The following is a 14,817-nucleotide window of genomic DNA, read 5'->3' as shown; positions in this document are numbered from 1 at the left end:
TCGCCGCGACGCGCGTTGCGCTGCAACAAGAACCCGCACGGAGACGCCATGTCGTATTTCGAACATATTCCCGCGATTCGCTACGAAGGCCCGCAGTCGGACAACCCGCTCGCGTATCACCATTACGACCCCGACAAGCGCGTGCTGGGCAAGACGCTCGCCGAGCATCTGCGGATCGCGGTCTGCTACTGGCACACGTTCGTGTGGCCCGGTCACGACATCTTCGGGCAGGCCGCGTTCCGGCGGCCGTGGCAGCAGCCGGGCGATGCGCTCGAGCGGGCGCGGATGAAGGCGGATGCGGCGTTCGAATTCTTCACGAAGCTCGGTACGCCGTTCTATACGTTCCACGACACCGACGTCGCGCCGGAAGGCGACAGCCTGCGCGAATACGCGGCCAACTTCGCGCGGATGGTCGACTATCTCGGCGAGCGCCAGCAGGCAAGCGGCGTGCGGCTGCTGTGGGGCACCGCGAACCTGTTCTCGCATCCGCGCTTCGCGGCCGGCGCCGCGACGAACCCGAACCCCGACGTGTTCGCGTGGGCCGCGACCCAGGTATGCCATGCACTCGACGCGACCCATCGCCTCGGCGGTGAAAACTACGTGCTGTGGGGCGGGCGGGAAGGATACGAGACGCTGCTCAATACCGACCTGAAGCGCGAGCGCGACCAGTTCGCCCGCTTCCTGTCGATGGTCGTCGAGCACAAGCACCGGATCGGCTTCAAGGGCGCGCTGCTGATCGAGCCGAAGCCGCAGGAGCCGACCAAGCACCAGTACGACTACGACGTCGCGACCGTGCACGGCTTTCTCGTGCAGTACGGACTGCAGAACGAGATTCGCGTGAACATCGAGGCGAACCACGCGACGCTCGCCGGTCACTCGTTCCATCACGAGATCGCGAACGCGTTCGCGCTCGGCGTGTTCGGCAGCGTCGACGCGAACCGCGGCGACCCGCAGAACGGCTGGGACACCGACCAGTTCCCGAACAGCGTCGAGGAACTGACGCTCGCGTTCTACGAGATCCTGCGTCACGGCGGTTTCACGACCGGCGGGATGAACTTCGACGCGAAGGTGCGCCGCCAGAGCATCGATCCGGAAGACCTGTTCTACGGCCACGTCGGCGCGATCGACGTGCTCGCGCTCGCGCTCGAACGCGCGGCGGTGCTGGTCGAGAACGACCGGCTCGACGCGCTGCGCCGGCAGCGTTATGCGCAATGGGACGACGCGTTCGGCCGCAAGATCCTGGCGGGCGGCTATACGCTGGAGTCGCTCGCGGCCGACGCGCTCGCGCGCGGCGTGGACCCGCAACATGCGAGCGGCGCGCAGGAGCGGCTCGAGAACATCGTGAACCAGGCGATCTACGGGTTGCGCTGACGCGATGCCGCGCAGGTGGCCGGCAACGGTCGCGCTGCCGGGCTTTGCAGTGACTCGATGCGGGCGGCGCATGTCGGCTGCCGCCCGGCGTTCGTGAGGTGGTTCCATAACAAGGAGTTTGGAGACATGAAATCCGTAACGCGTCGTACCGTATTGAGTTCGCTGGCCGGCGCCGCCGCGCTCGCGATCCTCGCGCTGGGCACGCCGCTCGCCCATGCGAGCAAGGACAAGCCCGAGATCGGTTTTTGCATCGACGACCTGCGCGTCGAGCGCTGGTCGCGCGATCGCGACTATTTCGTCGCGGCCGCGACGAAGCTCGGCGCGAAGGTATCGGTGCAGTCCGCCGATGCGAGCGAGGCGCGGCAGATTTCGCAGATCGAGAACCTGATCTCGCGCGGCGTCGACGTGATCGTGATCGTGCCGTTCAACTCGAAGACGCTCGGCAACGTCGTCGCCGAGGCGCGGAAGGCCGGCATCAAGGTCGTGTCGTACGACCGCCTGATTCTCGATGCGGACGTCGACGCGTACATCTCGTTCGACAACGAGAAGGTCGGCGAGCTGCAGGCGCAGGGCGTCTTCGATGCGAAGCCGAAGGGCAACTATTTCCTGCTGGGCGGCGCGCCGACCGACAACAACGCGAAGATGCTGCGCGAAGGACAACTGAAGGTGCTGAAGCCGGCGATCGACCGCGGCGACATCAAGGTCGTCGGCCAGCAGTGGGTGCCCGAATGGAGCGCATCGACCGCGCTGCGGATCGTCGAGGATGCGCTGACCGCGAACAACAACAAGATCGATGCGATCGTCGCGTCGAACGACGGCACGGCCGGCGGCGCGATCCAGGCGCTCGCCGCGCAGCATCTGGCCGGCAAGGTGCCGGTATCCGGGCAGGACGCGGATCTGGCCGCGGTCAAGCGCGTGATCGCCGGCACGCAGACGATGACCGTCTACAAGCCGTTGAAGCTGATCGCGAGCGAAGCCGCGAAGCTCGCGGTCGATCTCGCGAAGGGCGCGAAGCCCGCGTTCAACGCGCAATACGACAACGGCAGGAAGAAGGTCGACACGGTGCTGCTGCAGCCGACGCTGCTGACCAAGCGCAACGTCGACGTCGTCGTGAAGGACGGCTTCTATACCCAGGCCCAGCTGGCGAGCCAGTAACGGCGCGACGCGCGGGCGGCGCTTCACCGGCGCGCCCGCGCGCATCCTGCGAGGCATGAACGAATGACGGAACCCTTGCTGACGATGCGCGGCATCGTCAAGGTATTCGACGGCGTGAAGGCGCTCGACGGCATCGACCTCACCGTGCGGCCCGGCGAATGCGTCGGGCTGTGCGGCGAGAACGGCGCGGGCAAGTCGACGCTGATGAAGGTGCTGTCGGGCGTCTATCCGCACGGCACGTGGGATGGCGAAATCCGCTGGGAAGGCGCGCCGCTCGTGGCCGCCGGCGTGCGCGACACCGAGCGGGCGGGCATCGCGATCATCCATCAGGAGCTGATGCTCGTACCCGAGCTGTCGGTCGCCGAGAACATCTTCCTCGGCAACGAGATCACGTTGCCGGGCGGGCGCATGCACTTCGCGGCGATGGTCCGGCGCGCCGAGGCGTTGCTGCACGAACTGCGGATCGACACGATCAACGTCGCGCAGCCGGTGATGAACTACGGCGGCGGCCACCAGCAGCTGATCGAGATCGCGAAGGCGTTGAACAAGCACGCGAAGCTGCTGATCCTCGACGAACCGTCGTCGTCGCTGAGTGCGTCGGAGACGCGCATCCTGCTCGACATCGTGCGCGATCTGAAGCGCCGTGGGGTGGCGTGCGTCTACATCTCGCACAAGCTCGACGAGGTGGCGGCCGTGTGCGACACGGTCACCGTGATCCGCGACGGACGCCACGTCGCGACCGAGCCGATGGCCGCGCTGACCACCGACCGGATCATCGCGATGATGGTGGGCCGCGAGATCCGCGACCTGTATCCGCGCGAGCCGCACGAGATCGGCGACGTCGTGCTCGACGTGCGCCACGTGACGTGCCGCGACGTGACGAACGCGCGCCGCAAGCGGGTCGACGACGTGTCGTTCAGCGTGCGGCGCGGCGAGATCGTCGGCGTCGCCGGGCTGGTCGGCGCGGGGCGCACCGAGCTGATGCAGGCGATCTTCGGCGCGTATCCGGGCGCGTGCACGGCGAGCGTGACGATGAACGGCCGGCCGCTGTCGATCCGCTCGCCGGCCGACGCGATCCGCGCCGGCATCGCGATGGTGCCGGAGGACCGCAAGCGCCACGGCATCGTGCCGCAGCTCGGCGTCGGCCACAACATCACGCTCGCGGTGCTGCGGCGCTTCGCAGCGCGCGGGCGGATCGACGCGGCCGCCGAGCTCGATACGATCCGCACCGAGATGCAGCGGCTGTCGGTGCGCGCAGCGCACCCGTTCCTGTCGATCGCGAGCCTGTCGGGCGGCAACCAGCAGAAGGCGGTGCTCGCGAAGATGCTGCTGACCGAGCCGCAGGTGCTGATCCTCGACGAACCGACCCGCGGCGTCGACGTGGGCGCGAAGGCGGAGATCTACCGGCTGATCTTCGCGCTGGCCCGGCGCGGCGTCGCGCTGATCGTCGTGTCGTCGGAATTGCCGGAGGTGCTCGGCCTGGCCGATCGCGTGCTCGTGATCGGCGAGGGCGAGCTGCGCGGCGATTTCGTCAACCAGGGCCTCACGCAGGAACAGATCCTCGGCGCCGCGCTGAAGCCCGCGCGCCTGCCCGCCGAACCCACTGCAGCGAGCGCGATATGAATTCCGAACTTTCTTCCTCGACCCCGGCGACGCAGGATGCAGGCGCCGGCCGCGCGCCGCGGCTGCCATTGCGCCATGTCTTCACGCGCTACAAGGTGCTTGCGCTGCTGTTCGCGGTCGTCGCGATCTGGGCGTTCTTCTCGGTGCTGACGGACGGCGCGTTCGTCACGCCGCGCAACGTATCGAACCTGCTGCGGCAGATGTCGATCACCGGCATGCTCGCGTGCGGCATGGTGTTCGTCATCATCGCGGGCGAGATCGACCTGTCGGTCGGCTCGCTGCTCGGGCTGCTCGGCGGCGTCGCCGCGATCCTCGACGTCAACCGTCACTGGCCGGTCGCGGCGACGGTCCCGGCCGTGCTCGCGCTCGGCGTGCTGATCGGGCTCTTCAACGGCTGGTGGTCGACCTATCGGCGCGTGCCGTCGTTCATCGTCGGGCTGGGCGGGATGCTCGCGTTTCGCGGCATCCTGCTCGGCGTGACCGGCGGCTCGACGATCGCGCCGGTATCCGACGGCTTCGTGTTCATCGGGCAGGGCTATCTGCCGCGCGTGGCGGGGGACGGCCTCGCCGTCCTGCTGTTCGCGCTCGTGACGCTGCTGGTGGTGCGGCAGCGCGGCACGCGGCATCGCTACCGGCTCGCGGTCGCGCCGCTGTGGCAGGACGTCGCGAAGATCGTCGGCGCCGGCGCGGTACTGTTCGCGTTCGTCGCGACGCTCGACCGTTACGGCGGCATTCCGGTGCCGGTGCTGTTGCTGCTCGCGTTGCTCGGCGTGTTCTCGTGGATCGCGACGCAGACGGTATTCGGCCGGCGCATCTATGCGGTGGGATCGAACCTGGAGGCGACGCGGCTGTCGGGCGTGGACACCGATCGCGTGAAGCTCGCGATCTTCGCGCTGATGGGATTGATGTGCGCGTTTGCCGGCCTCGTGAACACGGCGCGGCTGGCGGCCGGGTCGCCGTCCGCCGGCACGATGGGCGAACTCGATGCGATCGCCGCGTGCTTCATCGGCGGCACGTCGATGCGCGGCGGATCGGGCACCGTCTACGGCGCGTTGATCGGCGCGCTCGTGATGGCGAGCCTCGACAACGGGATGTCGATGCTGGACGTCGACGCGTACTGGCAGATGATCGTCAAGGGCGCGGTGCTGGTGCTGGCGGTGTGGATCGACGTGGTGTCGCGCTCGAACCGGCGGTGACGGGCCGCTGGTCGGTCGCGAGTCGACAACGAGGAAGGCCATGGAACGAAACACGATGCGCGTGCAGGATGTTTCCGTGCGGGCGGCCGGGCCGCGCGCGATGCCGGATGCCGGCCCGGTGCTGGGCCTCGGTGATCCGCGCGACCGGCAGGTGATCGCGGATGCACTGCGCGCGCTGCTGCACGAGCGGTCCGAAGCGCTGTCGTTCGCGATGCGGATGGCCGACGCGTGCGGCCGATCCCGGCCCGATGCGGCCGATTTCGCGCTGACCGACATCATTCGGCTGGCGCGCATCGTCGAGCGCATCGAGCGGGACGGCGCGGCGGAGCCCGCTGCGTTTTCCGCAGGGGCGCGCTGACGGCGACGCAAGTCGCCGCGCTCGCGCGGTAGCGCGAACGGGCGCTAGAACGAGTAGGCGAGCGACGCGAACAGGCTGCGCGGCGCGCCCGGCGTGACCCACAGGCTGTTGTACGAACTGACGTAGGTGGTGCGGTTGAACAGGTTGTTCAGCACGACCGACGCGCGCAGGTGCTTGTTGACCTGAAGATAGCCGTTCAGCTGCACGGTCGCGTAGGCCGGCAGCTCGAAGCCGTCCTGCGTGTTGGCCGTGTTGCCCGCGCGGCGCCCGACGTAGATCACGCCGGCACCGGCGCCGGCCTTGTCCGCGAACGGCAGCGTGGTTTCGTACATCAGCAGCGCGCTGCCGCTCAGCCGCGGAACGTCGACGAGGCGCGCCCCGGACGCGAGCACGGCATCGCGCGTGACCTCGGCGTCGACGTACGCGAGGTTGGCGAGCCCGCGCAAGCCGTGACCGAGATCGCCGCTCCATTCGAATTCGATGCCGCGGCTGCGCACTTCGCCGGCCGCGCGCGAGAAGCCCGCATTCGCCGGATCGGCGGTGAGGACGTTGCGCTTGGTCACGTAGAACGCCGAGACGGTCGTGAGCGAGCGCGCGCCGGCCCATTTCGCGCCGGCTTCGTAGCCGTGGCCCTTTTCGGGATCGAACGCGCGGCCGTTGATGTCGGCACCGTTGTTCGGCCGGAACGAATACGCGGTGTTCGCATAGAACGACCACGCGGGACTCATTTCATACACGACGCCGATACGCGGGCTCAGCGCGGTCTGGAGCTGGCTCGTCGTCACGCCCTTCAGGCGGTTGTCGATCGACTGGTGGAAGCGATCCCAGCGCAGCCCGGCCAGGATTTTCCAGTGCGGCCCGAACGCGAGCGTGTCCTGCGCGTAGACGCCTTGACCGTCGTCGCGTTCGAGCAGGTTGGTCGCGGTGCGCGGCGTCGGCGCGGGCTGGCCGTAGACCGGATCGAAGATGTCGATCGCATACGGCGCGGCGGCGGTCGGCGTGGAACGCGTGACGAACTGGTCGTAGTTGAAGCGATACGCATCGACGCCCATCACGAGCGTGTGGCCGATGCCGCCGGTGCGGAACGAGCCGGCCGTCTCGAGGCGGCCTTGCAGGTCGTTCGAGTGAAACGCGACTTGCCGGTAGCGGCGCCACAGCGTGCGGCCGTCCGGCTGCAACGCGAACGCCTCGGACGAGCGCCCCGACAGGTCGGTCTTACGTTGCGCGACGCCGGCATTGATCGACCAAGCCGAATCGATGCGATGCTCGAGCGTGAACTGGTGGCCCGTGTTGCGCACGTCGTAGTCGCCGTCGCGCGGCTCGCCGAGAAAGCGCGACGCGGGGATCACGCCCAGTTGCCCGTTGACCGCGAGCACGCCGCGATCGAGCGGCGCGCGCTGACGCGCACTCTCGAACTCGTAGTGGAGCGTCGTGTCCGCGCCGATGTCCCACGTGAACGACGGCGAGAACAGGTAGCGTTTGCTCGACACCGTGTCGCGAAAGCTGCCGTTGTTCTCGTTCATCGCGACGAAGCGGTACGCCAGCGATTGCGTGACGGGGCCGGTCGTATCGAGGGTCTGCCGCAATGCGCCGTAGCTGCCGGCCGACACGCCGACGGTGGTCGCGCGGGCAAACTGCGGCTGCTTGGTCGTATAGCTGATGATCCCGCCCGGATCGCCGCGGCCATACAGCGCGGACGCCGGCCCCTTGAGCACTTCCATCCGTTCGAGGTTGACGGTGTCGCGCGGCACGCTCATGCCGCGATTCCACGAAAAGCCGTTGACGAGGTAGTCGGTGCCGGACGTGTTGCCGTCGCCGGCGAAGCCGCGCACCGCGTAGTTGTCCCACAGGCCGCCGAAGTTGTTCTGGCGCGAGACGCCCGCGACCCAGTCGTAGAGATCGTCGCCGCGCGTGGCGGCCACGGTCTGGATCAGCTTCGTGTCGACGCTGCTGACCGCGAACGGAATCTCCATCACGTCCGCCTCGCTGCGCGTCGCGCTCGTCGATTCACGCGTACGAAACGGCGCCGTCGCGCGTTGGGCGGAGATCTCGATGGTGGGTAGCGCCGTCTCCTGCGCGTCGGCGCTGCCCATGCCGGTCGTGCCGACGACGATGGCCATCGGTGCGGCCGCCCAGTTCCTCCTGCTCATACTCCTCCTTTTAGTGTGTTTCGCGTTCGGGCACGGCGGGCGGCCTCGCGCCGACATCTGTGTTCCAAACAGTACATTTGCGCGGCAATTTAATGCAAATGAGAGGCATTTGCAATCGTAATTTTGAGATTGGGAGGGCGAAGCGAAATGGCGGGCCGCACGGCCACGGGCGGGAGGGTGAGCGAAGCCGCGTCCGGTTTCGAGACGGCCGACTTCTTCCCGCCGTCCGGCTGGCGCGTGGCGCCCATGCAGGACGCGATGGGGCTGCGCGACCTGGAGACCGAGCGGGCCTGCGCCGTGGCTGAGCATGGCCGGCGTGCTCGATATTCTGCGCAACGGTCGCGTGCCGTTGGGGCCGCGGCCCCTCTATTTCTGTGTCTACGTCGGGATGAGGGCGGTGACGTTTGGGTCGCCCACCCCGTTTACGCGTACCGGCACCCCCGCGCCATGGCTACCGGTCAACGCGACGCACCGAACAACTCGGTCACGAGGCCGCGCAGCCACCGGTTGCCCGCCTCGTGGTGATATCGCGCATGCCAATGCTGCCGTACCGCGAATCCGTCGACCGGGATCGGGCAGGCATGAACCGCCAGGTCGTTCGCGTGGGCCAGCGTCTCGCCGATATGGCGGGGAAGCGTCGTGATCAGGTCGGTCGTCTGGACGATCGCCCCCAGACCCAGGAAGCCCGGCAATTCCAGCACCACGTCCCGCTCGATGCGCGCCTGCCGCAGCGCCTGTTCGAGCAGTTGCGCGCCGGTTCCCGCCGTGATCGCGACATGTCCTTCGGAACGATACTGCTTTGCGCCGAGCCGGCCGCGAATTCTCGGGTGATGCCGATTGGCCAGACAAATCCAGTCCTGGTCATACAGCTTCTGCTGGTAAATGCCGCCGCCGAGCCAGGGCACATAGCCGATCGCGAGGTCGGCCTCGCCCGATTCGAGCGCGCGTTCCGTATTGCCGTCGATCCGCGCGGCTTCCAGCCGGACGCCGGGCGCCTGCGCCCTGACATGGGCCAGTAGCCGCGGCAGCAGCGTGATGTGGCTCGCGTCGGTCATGCAGATGCGAAAGCGTCGCTGGGCCGTCGACGGATCGAACGCGATCTCCCACGCGGTGAAGCGCCGCAGCGATTCGAGGATTTCCCGGCAGGGCCCGATCAGCGCATCGGCCTGAGGCGTCGGCGCCATGCCGCCGGGCGTCCGGATGAAGAGCGGATCGTGCAGGTGTTCCCGCAAATGCCCGAGCCAGATGCTGACCGTCGGCTGGCTCTGGCCGAGTTGCTCGGCGACGCGCGTGACGCTGCGCACGTCGTACAGGAGATCGAAAAGCTGCAGCAGCTTCAGGTCGGGCAGATCGGCGGGCATCGGCACATTATTGTCCATTGCAATGGCGTCATTGTATCCATTGCATTGCCGGCATGAGCGGCGACTCCTATCGTGAGGCCATACGTCAAGGAGACAGCATTGAAAATTGCAATTCTGGGCGCTGGCGCGCTGGGGTGCGCGATCGGCGCCACCCTTACCGAAGGCGGTCACGAGACCTGGCTGATCGATCGCTCGCCCGTGCACGTCGACGCGATGCGTCGCGACGGACTGCGCGTCGACGACGCCCGCGGCAGCCGCCAGGTACGCGTGCATGCGACGACGCAGGCTGCCGAAGTCGGCACGGCCGACCTGGTCGTGGTGCTGGTCAAGTCGTTCCACACCGACGCGGCGATCCGCGGCGCCCGATCGCTGGTGGGCGCGGATACCGTCGTGCTGTCGCTGCAGAACGGCCTCGGCCACGAGGACATCCTGAGCGACGCCGTCGGCCGCGAGCGCGTGCTCGCAGGCAAGACCTACGTCGGCGGCGTGCGGCGCGGCCCGGGCCATATCGAATCCGGCGTGATCGGCAAGTCGACCTACATCGGCGAACTCGACGGCCGCATCACGCCGCGCGTGCAGGCGATCGCCGACGCGTTCGATGGCGCCGGTCTCGCGACGACGATCAGCGACAACATCGTCGGCACGATGTGGGACAAGCTGCTGGTGAACGTCGCGACGGGCGCGCTGACGGGCCTCACGGGGCTCACCTACGGACAGCTTTACGACGAGCCGCTGCTCAAGGCCACGTCGCTCGCGGCCGTGGCCGAGGCGATCGCGGCGGCCCGGGCAGCCGGCGTGAAGTTGTCCATGACCGACCCCGAACAGGCATGGACGCTGGCCGCTGAAGGGCTGCCCGCGACCTTCAAGACCTCGATGCTGCAAAGCCTCGAGAAGGACTCGATCACCGAGATCGACTTCATCAACGGTTCGGTCGTGCGCTGCGGGCAGCGCTACGGCGTGCCGACGCCGGTCAATGCGACGCTCGTCGCGTGCATCAAGGGGCTGGAGCGCGCGATGGCCGATCGCCAACGCGAGGAGGCTGCCGCATGAGCGCCACGAAAGCCTATCTCGAACACGTCGCGATCTGGGTGAAGGACATCCGCTGGCACATCCGTTTCTTCGAGGACGTGCTCGGCATGACGCTGCGCGAAGTGGACGGCCCGCTCGACGCCCCGCGACAGTACTGGACGCTCGGCGGCCTGCAGTTCATCCACGCGCCGGAACACGACGGCCCGGAAGGCCGGCTCGCCCATCTCGGCGTGATGTGCGAGGACCTGGAAGCCGCGCTCGCCGCGGCGCGGCGATTCGACGTGACGGAGATGCCGCAGGGGCGCAACTGGCTTCGCCTGCCCGACGGGCTTGCCGTCGAACTGATTCAGGCCAAGCCGGCTTCCTGCGTCGCGCAGGCGCTGGCGATCGACCCGCGCGCGGAGGCATGACCATGACGATCGTCGAGAAATACTGGGACGACGCCCGCGAGGGCGACGCGTGCACGAGCCCGACTTACGTCGTGACCAAGGCGCGCATTCTCGCGTACGCCGACCTCACCGGCGACCATACGCCCGTGCACGTCGACGAGGATTACGCGAACGCCAGCCATTTCGGCTGCCTCGTCGCGCACGGGCTGTTCGGGCTGTCCGTTGCCGACGGCCTGAAGACCCAGAGCGACTATCGCTTTGTGCCGGGCATGTCGCTCGGCTGGACCTGGGATTTTCTGCTGCCGATCAAGGTCGGCGACGTGCTGCACGTGACGTTCCGCGTCGGTTCGATGCGGGCCAGCAAGAGCCGCCAGGACTGGGGCATCGTCGTGCTGCCGTCGGAGCTGATCAATCAGGATGGGCAGGTCGTTCAACGCGGCGAACATCGCCTGATGGTGCCGCGCCGGCCGGAGGCAGCGTGATGCAGGCCCGTCCCCTCGAAGGCATGCGCGTCGTCGACTACAGCCATTTTCTTGCCGGCCCGTATGTCGGGCGCTGTCTCGCGGCGCTCGGCGCCGAAGTCATCAAGGTCGAGCGCCCGGGCGCCGGCGACGCCGGACGCCAGCATGCGACCGTGCTCGACGACCAGCAAAGCGGCTATTTCCTGCAGCTCAACATGGGCAAGCGCGGCGTGAGCGTCAACATGAAGGACGCGCGCGGCAAGGCGTTCATGCAGCGGCTGTGCGACTCGGCCGACGTCTTCATCGAGAACTATCGACCGGGCGCGCTGGACAAGCTCGGGCTCGGCTATGACGAACTGTCGGCGCGCAATCCGGGCCTCGTCTACTGCTCGATTTCGGCGTACGGGCACACCGGTCCCGATGCGCATCGCGCCGGCTTCGGGCTGATCGCCGAAGCGAAGAGCGGGATCATGCAGATGGTCGGCACGCCCGGCGAGCGGCCGCCGCTGCTGCGCATTTCGCTCGGCGACATGTACACCGGGATTCATGCGGTCGCGGCCATCAACGCCGCGCTGCTCGGGCGCGTGAAGAGCGGCCGCGGGCAGCATATCGACATGGCGCTGTACGACACGCTGGTATCGATGCACGAATATGCGGTGCAGTGCTACACGCTGCAGGGCGTGCTGCCCGAGCAGACCGGGCACGACATGCCGACCTCGACGCTCTATGGCGTGTTCCGGGCCGCCGACGGCGATCTCGTGATCGCCGCGCAAGTCGACGACGCATGGAAGCGCTTCGCGCAACTGATCGAAGCGCACGGCGGCCCGGCCGGCTTCGGCGCGGACACACGATTTCACGACAGCACCGGCCGCAACGCGCACCGCGCGGAAATCCTGGCGGTGGTCGAGCCGTGGGTGGCCGCGCGTTCCGTCGCGTCGGTACTGGAACTGCTCGACGGCATCGACGTGCCGTGCGCGAAGGTGCAGCGCATCGACGAGGTGTTGAACGATCCGCAGATCCAGGCCAGAGGCATGGTCGTCGAGCAGCAGCATCCGCGCTACGGGACGCTGCGCCTGCCGAACCTGCCGTTCCGGTTTTCCGATTGCGACACGACCATACGCGACGTCGCCCCCGATCTCGGGCAGCACAACGCGGAGGTCGCGCGCTCGCTCGGGTTCGATTCGGCCGAAATCGATGCAATGCAGGCCGACGGCGTCCTCTATTCAAAAGCGAGCCAACGATGACGGACCAATACGCGGTGATCGGTTATCCGATCGGGCACACGAAATCCCCGCTGATTCACGGTCTGTTCGCGCAACAGACGCGACAGGACATCCGCTATACGGCGATCGAGGGGCCGGTCGAGCCGGCAGGCGCCTTTGCTGCAGCGGTTCGCGCATTTTTCGAGGGGGGCGGCAAGGGTATCAACGTGACCGCGCCATTCAAGCTCGACGCATTCGCGATGTCCGACGAGCGAAGCGCGCGCGCGACGCTGGCGGGCGCAGCCAATGCGCTCAAGTTCGACGGCGACCGCATCTGGGCGGACAACTTCGACGGCATCGGACTGGTTCGCGACATCGAAGTCAATCTCCGGCTTCCGATGGCGGGCAAGCGCATCTTGCTGCTCGGTGCCGGCGGCGCGGCACGCGGCGCGCTGCTGCCGTTCCTCGATGCCGGGCCGGCCGAACTCGTTATCGTGAATCGCGACGTCGACAAGGCGCGCGCACTGGCCCTGGAGGTCGCCGGATGCGGAACGCTCATCGCGGGCGGCTATGCGGACCTCGCCCGGATGGGACGTTTCGACCTGGTGGTCAATGCGACGTCGGCCAGTCTGACCGGCAACCTGCCGCCTGTCCCGCCGAGCGTGTTCAGTCCGACCGGCACGGCCTATGAACTGGCCTACGGCAAGCGCCTGACGCCGTTTCTCCGACTCGCGAAAAATGCCGGCGTGCACGGCATCGCGGATGGCGTCGGCATGCTGGTCGAGCAGGCGGCCGAGGCGTTCGCCTGGTGGCGCGGCGTCCGGCCCGAGACCAGCGCGGTGATCGACCGGCTGGCCGTGCCGTTCGACTGAGTGCGCGACGGCGCGCGGCCCGCGATCCGGCTACGTCAACGCAGCGGCCGGACCGTCGCGCGTCGTTACGCTGAACGGTCGACCGTGACGCACACGGCGCGCGAATGCCGGATGACGTGCGTGGACCGACGTGGCTCGCGCGTAGCAATCACGTGCCCCTTCGTCGATCCAGCATTCGATTCATTGCGGCTTCCGGTACGCAATGCGGCAGCGACGAGGTTCTCCAACGGCGTCGCGAGGCGACCGAGCAGTCGCACGAGCGCGCTGCCGTCGTCGAACCGCGCACGGCAACCGCGCCGCAATCGCGCCGCCGGGCGCGCTTCTCATGCAGGCGACGCCGAACGCCGCACCGTCCCGCCTTTGCGATACAGCGACAGGGTCGCGAGCAGTCCGCAGCATGCGGCGAAGCTGAGCCAGTATCCGGGTGCGGCCTTGTCGCCCGTGATCTCGATCAGATAGGTCGACACCGCGGGCGTGAAGCCGCCGAAGACCGCCGTCGCGAGGCTGAAGGCCAGCGAGAAACCGGCCACGCGAACGCTGGCGGGCATGATTTCGGTCAGCGCCGCGACCATCGCGCCGTTGTACATGCCGAAGAAGAAGGAGAGCCACAACAGCACGGCCAGCATGCGGCCGAAGCTGGGGGCGGACGCAAGCCACGCGAGCGCGGGATACGACGTCACGATGGCCGCGACTGCGATGGCCACGAGAATCGGCTTGCGTCCGATGCGGTCCGACAGCGCACCGCCGACGGGCAGCCAGAAGAAATTCGACACGCCCACGCACAGCGTGACGACCAGGCTGTCCGCCGTCGACAGTTTCAGTACGGCCCTGCCGAACGTCGGCGTATAGACCGTGATGAGATAGAACGTCGTCGTGGTCATCGCGACCAGCAGCATGCCGGCGAACACGGTGCGCCAGTTCCGCAGCATCGTCGCGACTACCTCGCGTGCACGCGGACGATGGGTGCGCGCCTTGAATTCGTCCGTTTCCTGCAGCGTTCGGCGAAGCACGAAAATGACCGGGACGATCGCGCAACCGATGAAGAACGGGATGCGCCAGCCCCATGCACCGATTTCCTGGCTCGTCAGCAGATGATTCAGCAGATAGCCCAAGGCCGCCGCGATGACGATCGCGACCTGCTGGCTGGCCGACTGCCAGCTCGTATAGAAGCCGCGGTGCCCGGGCGTCGCCATTTCCGCCAGATAGACCGACACGCCGCCCAACTCGGCACCGGCCGAGAAGCCCTGCAGCAGGCGCCCAAGCAATACCAGCGCCGGTGCGGCGAGCCCGATCGTCGCGTACCCCGGCACGCACGCGATCAGGATCGTGCCGCTCGCCATGATCGAGAGCGTCACGATCAGGCCTTTGCGCCTGCCCACTTCGTCGATGTAGGCGCCGAGCACGATCGCGCCGAGCGGGCGCATCAGGAAACCGGCGCCGAAGACGGCAAACGTCAGCAGCAGCGACGCGAACTCGCTTGCCGCCGGAAAGAAGACCCGCGAGATGCTGGTCGCATAGAAGCCGAACAGAAAAAAATCGAACTGCTCGAGAAAATTGCCGCTGGTCACGCGCAGGACCGCGCCGAGCTTCGACGTGCGTGCGGCCGTGCCGTCCGGCGCGGTTGACGGTGAGGGATGCATGGGGTGTCTC

At 67.7% G+C, this 14,817-nt stretch carries 13 protein-coding genes; 10 read left to right on the top strand and 3 right to left on the bottom strand.

Annotated elements, in window-relative coordinates:
• The first annotated feature begins 48 nt into the window (after positions 1-48).
• From xylA to DTA15_RS34330, 5 genes are all read left to right on the top strand, one after another.
• Positions 49-1,371: a xylose isomerase gene (gene xylA / locus DTA15_RS34350; RefSeq protein ID WP_006483287.1), complete on the top strand. Its 1,323-nt coding sequence runs from the start codon at positions 49-51 to the stop codon at positions 1,369-1,371.
• A 126-nt stretch (positions 1,372-1,497) separates the two neighbouring features.
• Entirely contained in the window at positions 1,498-2,526 is a 1,029-nt protein-coding gene (gene xylF, locus DTA15_RS34345; protein ID WP_006483304.1) for a D-xylose ABC transporter substrate-binding protein, read from the top strand.
• Between the two features lie 63 nt (positions 2,527-2,589).
• On the top strand, positions 2,590-4,149 hold the full coding sequence (xylG, locus tag DTA15_RS34340; protein ID WP_006483296.1) for a D-xylose ABC transporter ATP-binding protein: 1,560 nt from the start codon (positions 2,590-2,592) through the stop codon (positions 4,147-4,149).
• Positions 4,146-5,345 carry a sugar ABC transporter permease gene (locus tag DTA15_RS34335; protein ID WP_006483299.1) on the top strand — a complete coding sequence of 400 codons (1,200 nt, stop codon included), beginning with the start codon at positions 4,146-4,148 and terminating at the stop codon, positions 5,343-5,345. The genes xylG and DTA15_RS34335 overlap by 4 nt, the downstream gene beginning before the upstream one ends.
• A gap of 40 nt (positions 5,346-5,385) precedes the next feature.
• Positions 5,386-5,703, top strand: coding sequence for a hypothetical protein (locus DTA15_RS34330; protein WP_006483278.1), 318 nt, complete (start codon positions 5,386-5,388; stop codon positions 5,701-5,703).
• 44 nt (positions 5,704-5,747) lie between these two features.
• Here the strand turns inward: DTA15_RS34330 and DTA15_RS34325 are convergent, their stop codons facing one another.
• Together DTA15_RS34325 and DTA15_RS34315 are read right to left on the bottom strand one after the other, a co-directional pair.
• Complete coding sequence (locus DTA15_RS34325) at positions 5,748-7,853, bottom strand: TonB-dependent siderophore receptor (protein WP_006483279.1); 2,106 nt, start codon at positions 7,851-7,853, stop codon at positions 5,748-5,750.
• A gap of 458 nt (positions 7,854-8,311) precedes the next feature.
• Positions 8,312-9,232 (bottom strand): LysR family transcriptional regulator, encoded by a 921-nt coding sequence (locus DTA15_RS34315; protein WP_006483288.1) that lies wholly within the window; start codon positions 9,230-9,232, stop codon positions 8,312-8,314.
• An 81-nt stretch (positions 9,233-9,313) separates the two neighbouring features.
• On the opposite strand from DTA15_RS34315, the gene DTA15_RS34310 reads away from it, so the two are divergent.
• Genes DTA15_RS34310 through aroE form a run of 5 tightly spaced genes read left to right on the top strand, consistent with a single transcriptional unit; the run spans position 9,314 to position 13,167 of the window.
• On the top strand, positions 9,314-10,264 hold the full coding sequence (locus tag DTA15_RS34310) for a ketopantoate reductase family protein (RefSeq protein ID WP_006483291.1): 951 nt from the start codon (positions 9,314-9,316) through the stop codon (positions 10,262-10,264).
• Complete coding sequence (locus DTA15_RS34305; protein WP_006483283.1) at positions 10,261-10,653, top strand: VOC family protein; 393 nt, start codon at positions 10,261-10,263, stop codon at positions 10,651-10,653. Before DTA15_RS34310 ends, DTA15_RS34305 begins: the two co-directional genes overlap by 4 nt.
• A gap of 2 nt (positions 10,654-10,655) precedes the next feature.
• Positions 10,656-11,114 carry a MaoC family dehydratase gene (locus tag DTA15_RS34300; protein WP_006483300.1) on the top strand — a complete coding sequence of 153 codons (459 nt, stop codon included), beginning with the start codon at positions 10,656-10,658 and terminating at the stop codon, positions 11,112-11,114.
• The gene (locus DTA15_RS34295; RefSeq protein WP_020979978.1) at positions 11,114-12,337 is read left to right on the top strand and encodes a CaiB/BaiF CoA transferase family protein; all 1,224 of its coding nucleotides are present in this window, start codon (positions 11,114-11,116) and stop codon (positions 12,335-12,337) included. Before DTA15_RS34300 ends, DTA15_RS34295 begins: the two co-directional genes overlap by 1 nt.
• Complete coding sequence (aroE, locus tag DTA15_RS34290; RefSeq protein ID WP_006483282.1) at positions 12,334-13,167, top strand: shikimate dehydrogenase; 834 nt, start codon at positions 12,334-12,336, stop codon at positions 13,165-13,167. The genes DTA15_RS34295 and aroE overlap by 4 nt, the downstream gene beginning before the upstream one ends.
• 323 nt (positions 13,168-13,490) lie before the next feature.
• Here aroE and DTA15_RS34280 read toward each other — a convergent pair whose 3' ends face one another.
• On the bottom strand, positions 13,491-14,807 hold the full coding sequence (locus tag DTA15_RS34280; protein WP_006483289.1) for an MFS transporter: 1,317 nt from the start codon (positions 14,805-14,807) through the stop codon (positions 13,491-13,493).
• Between the last annotated feature and the right edge of the window lie 10 nt (positions 14,808-14,817).

The organism is Burkholderia cenocepacia, from assembly GCF_900446215.1.
GTDB lineage: Bacteria > Pseudomonadota > Gammaproteobacteria > Burkholderiales > Burkholderiaceae > Burkholderia > Burkholderia cenocepacia.
The sequence above is the reverse complement of the archived record's forward strand: the minus strand, read 5'-3'. Positions and strand labels throughout refer to the sequence as shown.